Origin of the sequence: Labedella endophytica (genome assembly GCF_003990045.1) — a bacterium.
GTDB classification, from domain to species: Bacteria; Actinomycetota; Actinomycetes; order Actinomycetales; family Microbacteriaceae; genus Labedella; species Labedella endophytica.
The window spans coordinates 621,227-637,559 of the sequence record NZ_RZGZ01000001.1 but is presented as its reverse complement, the minus strand read 5'-3'; the positions used below and the strand labels follow the sequence as shown (position 1 = coordinate 637,559).

17 protein-coding genes and 3 tRNA genes are annotated in these 16,333 nt (G+C 69.3%); 4 read left to right on the top strand and 16 right to left on the bottom strand.

Going from position 1 to position 16,333, the window contains the following annotated elements; genetic code table 11:
- Window positions 1-74 precede the first annotated feature (74 nt).
- The 12 genes from ELQ94_RS03015 to tilS all read right to left on the bottom strand — a co-directional run bounded on the left by ELQ94_RS03015 (window position 75) and on the right by tilS (window position 10,641).
- Window positions 75-800 carry a Rossmann-like and DUF2520 domain-containing protein gene (locus ELQ94_RS03015; RefSeq protein WP_127046989.1) on the bottom strand — a complete coding sequence of 242 codons (726 nt, stop codon included), beginning with the start codon at window positions 798-800 and terminating at the stop codon, window positions 75-77.
- Complete coding sequence (locus tag ELQ94_RS03010) at window positions 797-2,428, bottom strand: PH domain-containing protein (protein ID WP_127046987.1); 1,632 nt, start codon at window positions 2,426-2,428, stop codon at window positions 797-799. The genes ELQ94_RS03015 and ELQ94_RS03010 overlap by 4 nt, the downstream gene beginning before the upstream one ends.
- Window positions 2,425-3,159, bottom strand: coding sequence for a PH domain-containing protein (locus ELQ94_RS03005; RefSeq protein WP_243696832.1), 735 nt, complete (start codon window positions 3,157-3,159; stop codon window positions 2,425-2,427). Before ELQ94_RS03005 ends, ELQ94_RS03010 begins: the two co-directional genes overlap by 4 nt.
- Complete coding sequence (locus ELQ94_RS03000; RefSeq protein ID WP_127046984.1) at window positions 3,119-3,592, bottom strand: DUF3180 domain-containing protein; 474 nt, start codon at window positions 3,590-3,592, stop codon at window positions 3,119-3,121. The genes ELQ94_RS03005 and ELQ94_RS03000 overlap by 41 nt, the downstream gene beginning before the upstream one ends.
- Window positions 3,589-4,119, bottom strand: a complete 531-nt coding sequence (folK, locus tag ELQ94_RS02995; protein WP_243696831.1) for a 2-amino-4-hydroxy-6-hydroxymethyldihydropteridine diphosphokinase — start codon at window positions 4,117-4,119, stop codon at window positions 3,589-3,591. Before folK ends, ELQ94_RS03000 begins: the two co-directional genes overlap by 4 nt.
- Entirely contained in the window at window positions 4,116-4,496 is a 381-nt protein-coding gene (gene folB / locus ELQ94_RS02990; RefSeq protein WP_127046982.1) for a dihydroneopterin aldolase, read from the bottom strand. Before folB ends, folK begins: the two co-directional genes overlap by 4 nt.
- 57 nt (window positions 4,497-4,553) lie before the next feature.
- The gene (gene folP, locus ELQ94_RS02985; RefSeq protein ID WP_127047285.1) at window positions 4,554-5,336 is read right to left on the bottom strand and encodes a dihydropteroate synthase; all 783 of its coding nucleotides are present in this window, start codon (window positions 5,334-5,336) and stop codon (window positions 4,554-4,556) included.
- Between the two features lie 34 nt (window positions 5,337-5,370).
- A complete protein-coding gene (folE, locus tag ELQ94_RS02980; RefSeq protein WP_127046980.1) occupies window positions 5,371-5,970 on the bottom strand; it encodes a GTP cyclohydrolase I FolE in 600 nt (199 codons plus the stop codon).
- Between the two features lie 4 nt (window positions 5,971-5,974).
- Window positions 5,975-7,981 carry an ATP-dependent zinc metalloprotease FtsH gene (ftsH, locus tag ELQ94_RS02975; protein WP_127046978.1) on the bottom strand — a complete coding sequence of 669 codons (2,007 nt, stop codon included), beginning with the start codon at window positions 7,979-7,981 and terminating at the stop codon, window positions 5,975-5,977.
- A gap of 147 nt (window positions 7,982-8,128) precedes the next feature.
- A complete protein-coding gene (gene hpt / locus ELQ94_RS02970; RefSeq protein ID WP_127046975.1) occupies window positions 8,129-8,680 on the bottom strand; it encodes a hypoxanthine phosphoribosyltransferase in 552 nt (183 codons plus the stop codon).
- A 117-nt stretch (window positions 8,681-8,797) separates the two neighbouring features.
- Complete coding sequence (locus ELQ94_RS02965) at window positions 8,798-9,592, bottom strand: isocitrate lyase/PEP mutase family protein (RefSeq protein WP_127046973.1); 795 nt, start codon at window positions 9,590-9,592, stop codon at window positions 8,798-8,800.
- Complete coding sequence (tilS, locus tag ELQ94_RS02960; protein ID WP_424976766.1) at window positions 9,589-10,641, bottom strand: tRNA lysidine(34) synthetase TilS; 1,053 nt, start codon at window positions 10,639-10,641, stop codon at window positions 9,589-9,591. Before tilS ends, ELQ94_RS02965 begins: the two co-directional genes overlap by 4 nt.
- Before the next feature lie 175 nt (window positions 10,642-10,816).
- On the opposite strand from tilS, the gene ppa reads away from it, so the two are divergent.
- On the top strand, window positions 10,817-11,311 hold the full coding sequence (gene ppa, locus ELQ94_RS02955) for an inorganic diphosphatase (RefSeq protein ID WP_127046971.1): 495 nt from the start codon (window positions 10,817-10,819) through the stop codon (window positions 11,309-11,311).
- Window positions 11,312-11,393: 82 nt separating this feature from the next.
- Here ppa and ELQ94_RS02950 read toward each other — a convergent pair whose 3' ends face one another.
- Entirely contained in the window at window positions 11,394-12,773 is a 1,380-nt protein-coding gene (locus ELQ94_RS02950) for a peptidoglycan DD-metalloendopeptidase family protein (RefSeq protein WP_127046969.1), read from the bottom strand.
- Window positions 12,774-13,039: 266 nt separating this feature from the next.
- Between ELQ94_RS02950 and ELQ94_RS02945 the strand changes: the two genes are divergently transcribed.
- The 3 genes from ELQ94_RS02945 (at window position 13,040) to ELQ94_RS02935 (ending at window position 13,417) form a co-directional block, all read left to right on the top strand.
- Window positions 13,040-13,112: transfer RNA gene (locus ELQ94_RS02945), tRNA-Glu, on the top strand.
- A gap of 75 nt (window positions 13,113-13,187) precedes the next feature.
- A tRNA-Asp gene (locus ELQ94_RS02940) sits at window positions 13,188-13,264 on the top strand.
- An 80-nt stretch (window positions 13,265-13,344) separates the two neighbouring features.
- A tRNA-Phe gene (locus ELQ94_RS02935) sits at window positions 13,345-13,417 on the top strand.
- A 134-nt stretch (window positions 13,418-13,551) separates the two neighbouring features.
- Here the strand turns inward: ELQ94_RS02935 and ELQ94_RS02930 are convergent.
- From ELQ94_RS02930 to ELQ94_RS02920, 3 genes are read right to left on the bottom strand one after another with little or no spacing between them, the layout of a single operon-like run.
- Window positions 13,552-14,388 (bottom strand): aldose epimerase family protein, encoded by an 837-nt coding sequence (locus ELQ94_RS02930; RefSeq protein ID WP_127046967.1) that lies wholly within the window; start codon window positions 14,386-14,388, stop codon window positions 13,552-13,554.
- Window positions 14,389-14,393: 5 nt separating this feature from the next.
- Window positions 14,394-15,371, bottom strand: coding sequence for a carbohydrate ABC transporter permease (locus tag ELQ94_RS02925; protein WP_243696830.1), 978 nt, complete (start codon window positions 15,369-15,371; stop codon window positions 14,394-14,396).
- Entirely contained in the window at window positions 15,368-16,318 is a 951-nt protein-coding gene (locus ELQ94_RS02920; RefSeq protein WP_127046965.1) for a carbohydrate ABC transporter permease, read from the bottom strand. Before ELQ94_RS02920 ends, ELQ94_RS02925 begins: the two co-directional genes overlap by 4 nt.
- Window positions 16,319-16,333: the final 15 nt, after the last annotated feature.

The following is a 16,333-nucleotide window of genomic DNA, read 5'->3' as shown; positions in this document are numbered from 1 at the left end:
GGGCACGCGCGATCGCCTCGCCGTGCGAGGCGAGTGCCCACACGGTAGCGGTCGAAGGTGAACGGACGGTTCCGTCAGCCAGCGTTCCGGTCGTCATCGATCGCGGATCCGTGCCACGAGCCGGGGGACGCGAGGGCGTTGTCCACGGCGCTCCGCACGAGCGAGGAGAGGTAGGCCCCCGGGTTGTCCATGCCGATCCGGGTGAGGATCGCGCTCGACTGCGCCACGATCGATCGCGAGAATTCCGTGGCCGTCGCGATCGCCTCCGCATAGGCCGGCCGGTCCTCCTCGGCCACGACGACCGGCTCGGCACCCATCTCGACCACGAGCGCCTGGGCGATCGGTAGCACGGGGGCCGGCGCGGTCACGGCGAAATAGCTCTCCCGCAACCGGGCGAGGTCGAGGGATGTGCCCGTGAAGGAGATGGCGGGATGGATAGCGAGCGGGATGGCTCCGGCCGCCTGGGCCGGCCGCAGGACGGCCGCGCCGAAGCGCGCGGAGGTGTGGGCCACGAGCTGGCCGGGCTGCCACACCCCGGCGGCCGCGAGCCCCGAGACGAGAGCCTCGATCTCGTCGTCCGGGATCGCGATGAGGACGAGCTCGGATCGTTCGACGAGCTCGGGGATCGTGAGGATCGGCGCACCCGGCAGGATCGCTCCCGCCCGGTCCCTGCTGGCCTCGGAGACGGCGGAGACGCCGACCACCGCGTGCCCGGCGCCCGCGAGCGCCGCTCCGAGGACGGGACCGACGCGTCCGGCCCCGAGGATGCCGACTCCGAGTCGACCGGCGCGATCGTTCATCGCTCCTCCGATGCCCAGCGATGACTGTGGTCCTGCGACGACGCCCGCACGGCCGCGAGCGAGGCGCGATCGAACAGCAGGGCGGCTTCGTCCTTCGCGATCGTCGGGAGCACGGCGGAGACCGGCCCGATCACGGTGTGGACGCGAGCCGATGACAGCCGGAGCATCCGCTCGAGCGGCCCTTGGGAGATCTGGACGCTCTGGATCCGCGCGAGCGGCAGGATGACGAGCTTGCGCCACAACACACCGGTCCGGAAGACGAGCAGCGTGGGGCGGAGGGCGTAACCCGTGCGGCGCCAGGCGAGCGGGTCGATGAGGCGCGCGCGCTTCGGAGCGAGCACGAAACCGGACTCCCCCGGTCGCATCATCGCCGCTTCGACCTGCTCGTACGTGGAGTCCACATCGGCTCCGTCGAGCATGAGCTGGACGACGGCGGTCGCGTCGCGCAACGTTCCGACCGGGAGGATCGTGGTGTTGCCCTTTCCTCCCGCGGCCGCCTCGGCCGAGAGTCCCGCCTTGTTGATCTTCACCTGCCACCAGCCGAACGGCCGCCACAGCAAGGGCTGGGAGATCTGGACGGCGTGGACGCGCCCGGGCGGCAGGGTGTCGTTGCTCGTCGAGAGCAGGCCGAATCCGATCCGCACACCGCTCGGCGTGCCGGCGATCGAATACCGCAGGGACTTCGTGATCGTCGACCAGTAGTAGCTGCCGATACCGAGCAGGGTCGGGACGAGGGTGAAGATCACCCACGTGTTGCCGTTCGCGATCATGACGATCCCGAACACGAGGATCGCGGTGACGAACACCGTGCCCTCGTTGACGACCGTCGAGGCGACGAGCCGGCCGACCGGGATGCGCACGATCGACTCGGGAGGTGCCTGGTCCTCCGGCAGCTCGGGCGAGAGGAAGTCGTTGGCACGGTCCACGACGTGTCGGGTGATGAGCCCGTCACCGGGCGACACGACACCGGCGGGCCCGGCACCGGGCAGAGGCGCCTCGCCCTCGGCGAGGCGCACGCCCGACGCGAGGGTCAGGACGTCACGCCGCAGCTTCTCGGCCGGGCGCGTCGACAGGTACTCGAGCTTGACGTCGGCCGACTGGCCCGCCACGTTGACGTCGAGACGCGCCGCTCCGAAGAGTCGCGGGAGGAAGGGCTTCGAGAGGCCGACCCCCTGGACCCGGTCGAGCTTGGCCTTGCGGTGCGTGCGGAACAGGATGCCACTGCGCACCTCCACGGCCTCGTCGGTCACGCGGAAGCTGTGCATGCGCCAGGACAGGAAGAAGCCGCCGATCACGACCACGAGGAGCACGGCGAGACCGAGGAGGACCCAGCCGACGTAGCCGTGACTGAACGTGTAGTCGAGCGGATCGAAGTTCTCCCCGTCGTAGCGGTAGTCGCCGGCGAACTGAGGGAGGAACATCTCGACGAGCCGCTCGCGCAGGTTCGCGATGACGATACCGAGGATCGCGATGAAGGCGATCCCTCCGCGCAGGAGCGGCGTCGCCGGGTGCAGCCGGTGCCACTCCCCGTCGGCCAGGGTGCCGCTCGCGAGGACCGTCGAGCGCGCGATCTCGCTCGCCTCCGGGATCGGCCGCTCGGGAGGAGGGGGCGTTCCGGCGTCGCTCACAAGCCGGTCCGTCGGCTCTCGGCCACCGAGACGAGGTGATCGCGCAGCCCCTCGGCCTCCTCGAGCGGCAACCCGGGGATCGTGATGCCCGCGGCCGGTGAGGCCGTCACGAACTTGAGCTCGGCGAGCCCGAACGCACGCGCGAGCGGGCCCCGGTTGATGTCGACGAGCTGCATGCGCCCGTAGGGCACCGCGACGAAACGCTGCCACATGATGCCGCGGCGGAAGAGGAGATCGTCCTCGCGGAGCAGGTAGCCGATGGAACGGATCCGTCGAGGCACGAAGGCCGCGGTGATCACGGTCGCGAGGACGATCGCCCCGCCGGCGATGAGCGGCCACGGGTGATCGATGAGGAGCCAGACGACCACGGCGATCGCCACGACCACGACCGTGCCGATCGCGTCGCCGACGAGCTCGATCGTGATCGCTCGCGGTGACACGCGCCGCCACTCCCCCGCGATCTCGAGACGGCCGGGCGTCTCGACGGCCGGCTCCGGGGCCTCGATGGGGGTCGCGAGGGAACCCGCGAGCGTGTCGGGCAGGCCCGGTCCGGATTCGACGGGGGCGGGGGCCGACTCGGTGCCCGGTCCGACGGGCGTGGCGCCGTCGTGCGATCGGACGGACGAGTGCGGCTCGGCCGGTGCCCGCGGCTCAGCAGGCACCTGCGACTCCATCGGCGTCGCGTCGGCGTCAGCTGGCGGGGGCTCCGGCGGGTGGTTCGTCATCGTCATCTTTCGGCAGCGTGCACAGGCGTTCGGCGACTAGCCCCGCGACCGTCAGGAGCACCGCCCCCGCGGAGGCCGCGACGGCCAGCCATAACGATGCTATCCCGGGCTGCGTCGACCGCGAGAGGAGGAAGACGAGGATCCCGAGGCCGAAGCCGGTGAGGAGCGAGCCCGCGAGGCTCGACGCCTTCGCGAGCGCGACGACGCGGGTCGCCTGGAACGGATCGATCGCACGCTCGGATCTCCCGGAGACACGACGGTGGATGGGGATCGCGAATGCCACGACGATCGCGCCCACCGCGACGAGCGTGAGGGAGAACGACAGCGGCGGGATGATCGTGTTCGCTCCCCGCGACACCAGCAGGAGGTCCAACAGGAAACCGGCGAGGAAGCCGCCGACGGCGAGGGCGAGGAGCGGGCCGGGTCTCGTGCGCGTCATCCGGCCGTCCCCCGGAGCGCGGCGAGGAGATCGGCGACGCGACCGCGGCCCGTCAACCGCGCCTCCGGCTCCACCTCGAGCCACGGGGCGAGGACGAAGTCACGGTCACCGGCACGCGGGTGGGGAAGCTCGAGCGTCTCGTCGTGCACGCGACGCCCGCCGACCTCGACGAGGTCGATGTCGATCGTCCGGTCTCCCCACCGCTCCGTGCGGACGCGTCCGAGGGCGTCCTCGATCGCGGAGGTCGCCGACAGGAGCCGGTGAGGTTCGAGGTACGTGTGTCCCACGAGGACGCCGTTGAGATAGGGCGGCGCCGAGTCGTCGGGGCCCGACGTGCGCACGGCGACCGACTCGACGAACGTCGACACCGCTCGCGCGAACACCCCGGGGGTCGCCGAGATCCGCTCGACGGCCTCGGCGAGGATCGCGTGCCGGTCGCCGAGATTGCTCCCGAGGGCGATGACGAGGTGCTCCGGTCCGCCGCGGCGGATCGGGTCGTGCACGATCGGGCGGGCGACGGGTGTCACGATCCGTCTCCGCGATCCCTCGTGATCCGCACGACCACGTCGGCGAAGTCCGCGTCGATGGGCGCGTCCGGCTTGTGCACGGCGACCTCGGCGCGGCGGACCGACTCCCACGAGAGCGCCACAGCCGCGACGCGCTCGGCGACGGTCTCGATGAGGTCGACCGGGTCGGTCGTGACAGCCGCGACCACACGCTCCGCGAGCTCCCCGTAGTGCACGGTGCTCGCGAGGTCGTCGCCGGCCGCGGCCGGGTGGGCGTCGAGGTGCACGGTGACGTCGATGACGAACGTCTGACCGTTCTCGCGTTCGAAGTCGAAGACGCCGTGATGCGCGTGGACGCGCAGACCGACGAGGCTGATCGTGTCGAGGGGCGTGGTCACATCACCACTCTCCCACGCGAATCGGGGCTGACGCTGGGATCCGGCTCACGGGAGAGGTCAGCGGGCCGCGCGGAGTGCGGCTCGCGCATCGAGGGCGAGGCGGGTGGCGGTCACGTCGTGCACGCGTACGGCCCAGACGTCATCGACGAGCAACGCGCTGAGCACCGCCGTGGGAAGGTCTCGATCCTCGATCGACGCGGTCGGGCCGGCGAGTTCACCGAGGAACCGCTTCCTCGACGCGCCCACCATCACCGGGAAACCGAGGCCCGCGAGGGAGTCGAGGTGCGCGAGGAGGATCCAGTTGTGCGCGCCGCGTTTCGCGAACCCCAGTCCCGGATCCACGACGATGCGCTCCCGGGCGACGCCGGCGGCGACGGCAGCCGCCGCCTGCCGGCCGAGTTCCCCGATCACGTCCTCGACGACGTCGTCGTAGCGGGCGCGGTCCTCCATGACGATGCTGTGACCGCGCCAGTGACTGATGACGAACGTTGCATCGAGCGCCGCGACGGTGCGGTTCATCGCGGCGTCGGCGAGACCGCCCGAGACGTCGTTGACGATGCGCGCACCGGCATCCACGGCCGCACGCGCGGTCGACGCGTTCATCGTGTCGACGGAGACGACGACACCCGCGGAGGCGAGGGTCTCGACGACGGGCAGGATGCGGCGGAGCTCCTCGTCGAGCGCGACGCGCGTCGCACCCGGACGCGTCGACTCGCCGCCGACGTCGATGATGTCGGCCCCCGCGGCGACGAGGGCGAGGCCGTGGGCGATCGCGTCGCCCGTCTCGGCGTAGAGTCCCCCGTCGCTGAACGAATCGGGTGTCACGTTCAGCACACCCATGATGCGGGTGCCGCGAGCCGGCCGCGCCGGTGACTCAGTCGTGTGCACGGCCGGAACCGATGAGAGCGAGCACGTCCGACCGGCCGGGGCCGGAGGCCAGGGTCCCCCTGCTCGCCACCGTGACCGTCGTCGACGCGGTCTGACGGGATCCCCTCGTGGTGACGCACTGATGACTCGCATCGAGCACGACGAGCACACCGAGCGGGGCGAGCCCCTCGTCGATCGCGCTTGCGATCTGCTCGGTCAGCCGCTCCTGCACCTGCGGCCGCGACGCGAGTGTGTCGACGACCCTCGGCAGCCGACCGAGACCGACGACCGCGTCCCCGGGGACGTAGGCGATGTGCGCGACACCCGTGAACGGCAGGAGATGGTGCTCGCAGACGGACCGGAAGGCGATGTCGCGCACGATGACGGTCTCCCCCGTCAGCTCGCCGACCGAGTCGGACGATCCCGTTGGGATCGTCTCCCTCAGATGGTCGAGAGGGTCGGCTCCGATACCGGCGAAGAACTCCGCGTACGATTCGGCGACGCGCTGCGGCGTCGCGTCGAGCCCCTCGCGATCGGGGTCCTCCCCGATCGCGAGCAGCAGTTCCGTCACCGCCGCCTCGATCCTGCGGCGGTCGACTCCCGCCATGGGACTAAGCCGTCGCCGGACGGGGCGCGGTCTGCGTCCCGGGAGCCGGCGTCGCCTCGGGCTCGGAGCTGACTCCGCCGTCCGTCGCGTCGGCCGCGATGGGCGCCTTCGGGCGCGGCACCGCGATCGGGGGACGGTCGCTGACCGGGCGGTCGCTGCTCGAGAGCCACTGGGGCCGCTCGGGGAGCTTGCGCACGTCGGCGAAGATCTCGGCGAGCTGGTTGTGGTCGAGCGTCTCGTGCTCGAGCAGGTCGCCCGCGAGCTTGTCGAGGATGTCGCGGTTGTCGCTGATCACCTGGAACGCCTCGTTGTGCGCCTGCTCGAGGAGCGCGCGCACCTGGCCGTCCACCTGCCGTGCGATCTCCTCGGAGTAGTCGCGCTGGTGGCCCATGTCACGACCGAGGAAGACCTCGCCGGACGACTGGCCGAGCTTGACCGGACCGACATCGGTCGTCATGCCGTACTCGGTGACCATCTTGCGCGCGATCCCCGTGGCCTTCTCGATGTCGTTGGAGGCACCGGTCGTGGGGTCGTGGAAGACGAGCTCCTCAGCCACCCGGCCGCCCATCGCGTACGTGAGCTGGTCGAGCAGTTCGTTGCGCGTCACGGAATAGCGATCCTCGATCGGGATCACCATCGTGTAGCCGAGGGCGCGTCCGCGCGGGAGGATCGTCACCTTGGTGACGGGGTCCGTGTTCCGCATGGCCGCCGCGGCGAGGGCGTGACCGCCCTCGTGGTACGCGGTGATGAGCTTCTCGTGATCGCGCATGATGCGCGTGCGGCGCTGAGGTCCGGCGATCACGCGGTCGATCGCCTCGTCGAGGGCACGGTTGTCGATGAGCTGCGCGTTCGAGCGGGCCGTCAGCAGCGCGGCCTCGTTCAGCACGTTCGCGAGGTCGGCGCCCGTGAACCCGGGGGTCTTGCGGGCGACGACGTCGAGGTCGACGCTCGGGGCGAGGGGCTTGCCCTTGCCATGCACCTCGAGCACCTTCTTGCGGCCGATGAGGTCGGGGGCGTCGACGCCGATCTGGCGGTCGAAGCGACCGGGACGCAGGAGCGCCGGGTCGAGGATGTCCGGACGGTTGGTGGCCGCGATCAGGATGACGTTCGTCTTCGGGTCGAAGCCGTCCATCTCCACGAGGAGCTGGTTGAGCGTCTGCTCCCGCTCGTCGTGCCCGCCACCCATGCCGGCGCCGCGGTGTCGCCCGACGGCGTCGATCTCGTCGACGAAGATGATGGCCGGGGAGTTCTCCTTGGCCTGCTGGAAGAGGTCGCGGACGCGGCTCGCGCCGACACCCACGAACATCTCGACGAAGTCGGAACCGGAGATCGAGTAGAAGGGCACGCCGGCCTCGCCCGCGACCGCACGGGCCAGCAGGGTCTTACCCGTTCCGGGAGGGCCGTACAGCAGCACGCCCTTGGGGATCCGCGCACCGACGGCCTGGAACTTGGCCGGCTCCTTGAGGAAGTCCTTGATCTCCTCGAGCTCTTCGATCGCCTCGTCGCTGCCCGCGACGTCCGCGAAGGTCACCTTGGGCGACTCCTTGGAGACGAGCTTGGCCTTGGACTTGCCGAACTGCATGACCTTTCCGCCGCCGCCCTGCATGCTCGAGAGCATGATCCAGAAGAAGACGCCGATGAGGAGGAGAGGGAGCAGGATCGTCAGCAGCGACCCCCAGAAGCTCGCCTGCGGGACCTCGTCGTTGAAGCCGTCGGACGGGGCCGCCGCATCGATCGCGTCGACGACGGCCTCCGCACGGGCGTCGAGGAAGTAGAACTGCACCATCGTGCCGTTGTCACCGTCGGCCTTGTCGAGCGTGAGGTCGACGCGGTTCTCGCCCTGCGTCAGGGTGGCCTCGGCCACCGTGCCACCGTCCAGGAGCTCGAGGCCCTCCTGCGTCGAGATCTCCTTGAAGCCACCGATGTTCAGCAGGCTCGAACCGATCCAGAACACGAGAACCGCGAGGAGGATGTAGGGCAGCGGGCCCTTGAAGATGCGCTTGAAGTCCATAGTGTTGACGGGCAGCTCGGCCCGACACCTTTCTGACAGCCGGTGACTCGGGCGCTCGGGGCGCCCTCAGGGGTCAAGATTAGCCGCACGGCGCTGGGCGGCGCCTCCATGTTCCCCGAGGGCGGACAGAGAGCCCGCCGGGCACTCTCAGGAGTAGACGTGGGGCGCGAGGACCGCCACGTCGCGGAGGTTGCGGTACCGCTCCGCGAAGTCGAGACCGTAGCCCACGACGAACTCGTTGGGGATGTCGAATCCCACGTACTTGCAGTCGATCTGCACCTTGGCGGCGTCCGGCTTCCGCAGCAGGGCGCAGACCTCGATCGAGGCGGCGCCGCGGGATTCGAAGTTCTCGAGCAGCCAGGAGAGGGTCAGCCCGGAGTCGATGATGTCCTCGACGATGAGCACGTGTCGGTTCGTGAGGTCGGAGTCGAGATCCTTCCGGATCTGGACGACGCCGCTCGACTTCGTGCCGGCCCCGTAGGAGCTCACGGCCATCCAGTCCATCTGAACGTGACCGCAGAGGGAGCGGGCGAGATCGGCCATCACCATCACGGCACCCTTGAGGACGCCCACGAGGAGCACGTCCTTCCCCGCGTAGTCCTCGTCGATCCGGGCGGCGAGCTCACGCAGCTTGTCCTGGATCTCCTTCTCGGTCACGAGGATGTCGGTCAATTCGTCGCGGATGTCGCTCGATTCCATCCCCCGAGTCTATGGCCCTCGAAACCCCCGTGAGGTGTCGCATTCTGTTGCTCTCCACGACGGAAAGACAACAGATTGCGACACCTCACGGGAGGTGGTGGGGCGGGAGACCGAGGGTCAGAGGGCGAACTCGAAGCCGAGGTCGTCGGGGTAGTCGCCGAGGGCCGTGACCTCGGCCGCGGTCCGCTGCAGGTTGGCGAGAGCCGAACCGAGGGCGAACGGACCGAAGCTCACACGGCTCACACCGAGCTCCGCGAGGCGCCCCAGCGGAACGGCACCCGGGTGCCCGATGACGGAGATCTTGCCGTGGACCTCCGCGATCGCACGCTCGACCTTCGCCTCGTCGGAGAGGCCGAGGAAGAAGATCACGTCGGCGCCCGCGTCGAGGTAGGCGTTGGCACGGGCGACGGCGTCGTCCCACTCCCCGCCGCCGGCGAGGGTGTCGACGCGCGCATTGATGACGAGAGGGACTCCGGTGTCCTCGGCGGCGGCGCGTGCGGCCGCGACACGCGCAGCGGCGACCTCGATCGGGAACGTCGGCGCCTTCTCGGCCCCGACGCTGTCCTCGATGTTGATTCCGACGGCACCGGTCTCGATGAGGCGGACGACGTTCGCGCGGACCCCCTCGGGATCGTCCGCGTAGCCCTTCTCGAAGTCCGCGGTGACGGGGAGGTCGACGGCCGCGACGATGCGGCGGATGGAGTCGAGTGCCTCCTCGACGGGCATGCCCTCGCCGTCCTCGAAACCGCGGGCGTTGGAGATGGAGTGGCTCGCGCTCGCGAGCGCGCGGACGCCGGGCGCCCGCGCCACGGTCGTCGCGCTGATGGCGTCCCACACGTTCGTGAGGATGAGGGGGACGCCTGGGACGTGGAGGGAGCGGAGGAGTTCGGCCTTCTCGATCTGTGTGGTCATTCCAGCAGTGTCGCACCGCTGTCGGGCGCCGAGAAATGAAGACGGCCACCGTTGCGGGTGACCCGGATACCGGGTACGTCGATCGGTCCCTGGCCCCGCCAGTCGGTCACGAGCGCCGCGATCGAGAGGGTGTGGGCGCGCGAGAGCGAGACCCCGAATTCGCTCCGGGCGACCAGCCGGATGATGCGGTTCCGCACCGCGGCCGGGTTGGCGGCGAGGGGACCGAGGTCCACGGACAGCCCGGCCTCTGCCGGTTCGCAGATCTCCTCGATGAACTCCTCGATCATCTCGGCGAACGCCTCGGCATCCTCCCTCTCCTGCTCGGCCGTGCGGGCGAGCGCCTCGGCCACCCCCGGCCCGAGCTCCGCCTCGAGGACCGGCAGCACGCGGGTCCGAACCCGGACGCGGGCGAAGGCCGGGTCGTCGTTGTGCGGGTCGTCCCACGGCTCGATCCCGAGCTCGGCGACGGCCGCTCGTGTCTCGGCTCGACGGACGCCAAGGAACGGTCGCACGAGCAGCCCGGTCACCTCGGCCATGCCCTGGAGGCTCCCCGAGCCGGAGCCGCGCGCGAGACCGAGAAGGACCGTCTCGGCCTGATCGTCGAGCGTGTGCCCGAGGAGGACGGCCGCGGCGCCCCATCGTCCTGCCGTCTCGTCGAGCGCCGTGTAGCGCGCCTGTCGGGCGGCCGCCTCCGGGCCCCCGACCGATCCGACGACGACCGGGACGACCTCGGCCTCGACCCCCAGCGCGCGAGCCGCATCGGCCGCACGATTCGCCACCTCGGCCGATCCGTCCTGCAGCCCGTGGTCCACGACGGCGGCGACCACCCGGATCCCGAGGCGGGGGGCGGCGTGCGCGGCCGCCGCCGTGAGGGCGAGGGAATCCGCACCCCCGCTCAGGGCGACGAGGACCACGGGCGCTCGATCGCCAGCGGGGCGACCGGGCAGCACGGCGGACAGTGAGCGCTCCACCTCGCGAGCGAGGCGGTGGACCGTCGGTGGAGCGACCGCCGGGAAACCATAGGGAGAAGGGAACGGGGAGTCGGACACGAGGACACGCTAGTAGAAGGGACGTCGCGAATCCTGTTCGTCGAGGCTCGGTCACGGCGCCGCGCGAACGCCTCGGGCCGGACGACCCCCATCGGTTAGTGTGGAGGGCGCCGGCGTACGACCGGCCCGATCGGCATCCGATCACAGTGCATCCGAACACAAGGAGAACCGCCGCATGGCCGCATACGACGTCGTCGTGGAGATCCCCAAGGGCAGCCGCAACAAGTACGAAGTGGACCACGAGACGGGCCGGGTCTACCTCGACCGCGTGCTCTTTACGGCCTTCGTCTACCCGGTCGACTACGGCTTCTTCGAGAACACGCTCGGCCTCGACGGCGACCCCGTGGACGCCCTCGTGCTGCTCGAGTACCCCGTCTTCCCCGGTGTCGGTGTGAAGGTGCGCCCCATCGGCGTCCTCAACATGAGCGACGAGGCCGGGTCCGACGCGAAGGTCGTCGTGGTCCCCCACAAGGACCCGCGCTGGAGCCACATCCAGGACATCGGCGACATCTCCGAGCAGACCAAGAACGAGATCGAGCACTTCTTCGCCCGCTATAAGGACCTCGAGCCCAACAAGTGGGTCAAGATCGAGGGCTGGGGCGACGCCGCCGAGGCCGAGGAGATCGTCAAGGCCGGTTTCGCGAAGCTGGAGGCCGAGGGATCGCACTGACCCCTCCCCCGAACGATGATGGGCGCCGCACTCGATCGAGTGCGGCGCCCATCATCGTTCCGGGCCCGTGGACCCGCTGGTCCTAGAGGGACACCCCGCGGTTGCGCATGAACGGCACCGGGTTGACGGCCTGACCGTTCACCCGGGTCTCGAAGTGCACGTGCGGTCCGGTCGAGTTGCCGGTGCTGCCCATCGCGGCGATGTGCTGCCCGGCCGAGACCGTCTGCCCGTAGCGCACGTAGATGCCGCCGGGATTGATGTGGCCGTACGCGGTCGTGATCCCACCGCCGTGCGAGATGCGGATGAAGTTCCCGTAGCCGCCGTTGACGCCGGCGTACGTCACGGTGCCCGCCGCCGCCGCGTAGAGCGGCGCTCCGTAGCCGTTGGCGATGTCGGTCCCGGCGTGGACCGTGCTGCCGCCGTTGCCCGGGCTTCGCCGCGGGCCGAATCCCGAGCTGATCCACCCGGACGCCGGTCGCGTCCACCCGGAGCTCGACGAACCGCCGCCGCCTCCGCCGCCGCCGCCGCCGCCGCCACCGCCCCCGCCGCCGTTGTTGTTGTTGTTCTTTGCGGCTTCTTCCGCGGCCTTCTTGGCCGCTGCTTCCGCCGCAGCCTTGGCAGCAGCAGCGGCGGCGGCTTTACGCTTCCGCTCCTCCTCGACGCCCTTCTGGTACTCCGCGACCGTCTTCGCCGTGGTGTCCTTCAGCGCGGCGAGCTGCGCCTCGAGCTCGACCTTCTTGTCCTCCTGCTCGGCGAGAGCGGCAGCGGCGGCGTCCGCCGCGGCCTGCGCCGCCACCATCGCCTCTTCGGCGAGGGTGCGGAGGCGCTCCCGTTCGTCGCGAGCGACCTGGGCCTGGTCGCTCAGCGACTGGGCGGAGTTCCGGGCGTTGACCGCCTGGTCGTAGACCGACTTGTTGTGCTCGAGGAGCTTGCTCATGGTGCCGAGCGCTCCGAGGAGCGCGTCGGGGCTCGCGGAGGAGTCGAAGAAGAGGCTGAGCGAGACGTCGCTGCCACCGCTGCGGTACAGCTGCGCCGCGACCTGGCCGGCCTTCGCGATCGACTCGTCGGCCTCGACCTTCTTGTCGTCGGCCTGCGACTGGAGCGAGTCCGCCCGCACCGCGGCGTCATCGAAAGCCTGCTGGGCGGCGAAGTACTCCTCGCCCTTCTTCTCGGCCTCCGCCTGGGTCGACGCGACCTGGGCCTCGAGACCGGCGATGAGATTCTGGATCGACGTGACCTGGGCTGCCGCGGCCGCCTGATTGTTCTTGGCCTTCTGGACGTCGTCCCACGAGGGATACTTCGCCGCCCAGGCCGGGGTGACCCCGGCGACGACACCGGCCGCCGCGAACACTCCGACGGCTCCGATCGCGAGCACCTGACGCCTGGAGGTGTCGCCGGTCGCGGCTCGACGAGATCTCCAGCGGAACACGCTGCCGCGCTTCGCCTTGTCTTTCGACATCATTCTCCTCAACCGGTATTCACATCAGTAACATGCACAACACCATCAACACTAACGATCCGCCTGGATTTGGCCAGACCCCGATCACGTGACAGACAGGTCGCGTCGGGCACGAATCTAGACCGATCGTGCCCTCCCGAGCCGCATATCGGCGGGCCGGTCGGAACTCGATCACCGTGGACGTCGACATCGAATCGGGTTCGTTTTGGATTTCGCCGCGCGCACCCGTATGCTTATACGCCGGTAGCCCTTGAGCTTTCGAGCTCGTCGGCCCCATCGTTTAGTGGCCTAGGACACCGCCCTTTCACGGCGGCAGCACGGGTTCGAATCCCGTTGGGGTCACGTGAAAATCACGGCGACAGTTACCGTTACAATAGAAAACGCACCACCCTGAGTCGGCTCGCCGGCTCGGATCATGGCCCTGTAGCGCAGTTGGTTAGCGTGCCGCCCTGTCACGGCGGAGGTCGCGGGTTCAAGTCCCGTCAGGGTCGCCATGGTGAGGGACCCTTCCGAATACGGGAGGGTTTCTTACCAGTGGGACCACGTTCGTCTGAACGACATGATCGTCCCGTACGGCTCTGTAGCTCAGTTGGTAGAGCGCACGACTGAAAATCGTGAGGTCACGGGATCGACGCCCGTCGGAGCCACTGAAACCCTCGTGAGGCTTCTACTCATGGGGGTTTCTTACTTTTCCAGGCCAGCTGCAGGTGCAGCGAGAGCCGGATGTCTGCGACATCGACCCGGCCGGCATTCACACGGAGATGCACGGACGGAAGTCCGCTCAGCCCGTGAGCAGTTGGCTCGTCGGACCGATCCGGAGCGACATCGTCGCCTCCATCGACTCCCCTGGCCCCAGGCGGAGGGGGCCGAGAGCGGTGCGCTCGAGGTCCGGAGCCTGCGATGCCGGTTCGATCGCCAGCGCATCGGCCCTCCCGTACCAGGGGAATCCGCGGGTCGCGCCCCGCTCCTGCCACACGTAGACGTGGGAGGACGACGCGCCGCGCCAGGTCAGGTGCGCCGACGTGCGCGAGCCGGTCACGCGCGCGTCGCGCACACCCGTTTCCGCGACGAAGAAGTCCTTCCCTCCGGCGTCCGTCACGGCTCGCGATTCCGAGCCCACTGTCACGACCCCGCCGTCGAAGAGGCCGGCGGACAGCGTCGGATGCTCACCCCATCCGAACAGGGCCGGATCGACGCCGTAGTTCGACACGACGGTGCGCAGTGCGAGTCGAGCGCCCCGACATCCGGCGGTCAACTCGACACGGCGGGTGATCCGCAGCGGCACGGTCCGCAATGCGACGGTCAACTCGCAGCGTCGACGGGATCGAGCAGACAGCCGCCAGTCGATCCAGGCCGCCTCCCCGTGGTAGGGCTGATCGATGCCGTCGACCTCGGCGGGGCCGAGCGGTCGCGGGATGAGAGGGTGCCACCCGCCGCTGTATGTCCGGTGCCATTCAGTGCTCGACCCAGGAAGCAGCGCCTGCCCGTCGGCCGGCGCCCAGGGGGCCACCATGAGCGCTTCGCGCGGGCCCTCGTCCAGGACGACGACGAACGAGCTGATATGCGCGCCCCTGAGCCGCACGACGGCTCGTGCTCCCCGGTGTCGGAGAACGGCCATGCCGGTCATCCCTTGAGAGCTCCGGCGTTGCCGGCGGCCTGCAGGAATTGTCGCTGGAACACGAGGAACACAGCGATGGGGACGATGGAACTGATGAAGAGCGCCGCCATGAACGGAGCGAACTCCGTCGTGCTCGCGAGGCGGGGAAGGACGACCGAGATGGGCTGGAGGTCGGGACTCGGGAGAACGAGGAGGGGCCAGAGGAACTCCTTGTACGCACCGACGAGGGTCAACAACGCCACCACGCCGAGGATGGGCCGTGACATGGGGAGCACGAGGGAGAAGAAGACGCGGACGGGGCCGGCCCCGTCGACCCGAGCAGCCTCGAAGATCTCTCCCGGCAGGGAGGCGAAATACCGCTGCACGATGAGGACGTTGACGGCGTTCGCCGCGGCCGGCAGCCAGACCGCCCAGAACGTGTCGATGAGACTGATGCCGAGGAGCGGGAGGTCGATGACCGTGAGGTACAGGGAGACGAGCGAGATGACCCCGGGGATGAACAGGGTCGCGAGGATGAGCGCCGACACGAAACCCGAGCCCTTCGGCTTCAGTACCGCGAGCCAGTAGCCGCCGGTCGTCGCGACGGAGACACCGAGAACGAGGGAGCCGAGCATCACCCACACGGTGTTGAGGAAGTACTTCCCGAACTCCACCTGGGTCCAGATGTTGACGAAGTTCTCCAGATGGAGGCCGCTCGGCCAGAGCGAGAACGGGTCTCCGAGCGTCTCGTTCGTGGTCGACGTCGCCGCCTTGAACAGCCAGAGCATGGGCCCGGCGCACACCACGATGAGCGACATCACCACGAGGGTGATGAACACGGTGATGAGCATCCGCTTGACCGGATCGCGCCGGTCGAGGTTCGAGAGGACACTACGGTCCCCCTGGCCCTCCTCTGCTCGACGCATACGGCGCGCGGACGCCTCGGGGATGGGGCCGGGGATGGGCGCGGAAACGTCCTCTGGGGCAGTGCGGATCAGGCTCATGATGAGCTCCACTTCTTCGTCAGGCGCAGGTAGATCAACGACACGAGGGTCAACGCGACCGCCAGGAGGAGGGAGAGCGCGGTGGCTCGCCCGTAGTCCCCGGAGATGAAGGCGTACCGGTAGATGAGCATGAGGATGGTGACGGTCCGGTTCTCGGGTCCGCCGCCGGTCATGATGAACGGCTCGGCGAACACCTGCAGTGTCCCGATTATCTGGAGGAGGACCAGCACGAGGATCACCGATCGCAGCTGCGGCAGCGTGATGTGCCAGATGCGCCGGAAGAACCCGGCGCCGTCGACCTCGGCCGCCTCGTAGAGCTCAGGGCCGATGCTCATGAGGGATGCCAGGTAGATGATCGTCGCCGTGCCGAAGCTGGCCCACGTCGCCTGGACGACGATCGCGGGCATCGCCAGGTCGCCGTTGTTGAGCCAGGGAATCGGGTCCATTCCGACGGAACCGAAGATCGAGTTGAAGAGCCCCGTGGAGCTGGGGTCATAGAACGCCTTCCAGAGGAGCGTCGCGACCACCGGGGGCAGGATGACCGGCATGTAGGCCAGGACCGAGGCGATGCCCCGAGCGCGGCGCATCTCCGACACCGCGACGGCGAGCAGGAGGGGCACGGGGAAGCCGATCACGAGGGCGAGCGCGGCGAACCAGATCGTGTTCACCGTCGCGGTCCCGAGGAGGGGATCGGCGAACACCCGCGTGAAGTTCTCGAGACCCACCCATCGCGTCGTGACGAAGTTGGTCTGCTGCAGGCTGATGCCCAGCGAGCGCACGATGGGCCACCACGCGAAGAGACCGAAGACCAGGAGCGTCGGCAGGATGAAGAGGAAGCGGACGGGTCCGCCGTACTTCAACCAGCGCGCGATCGGATGCGATCGTCGTCCCGCTCTCGTCGAACTCCCCATCGACGTCGAGCGTGGCCTGAGGGTGGTGGTCGCCATGCGCATTCCTTCGGA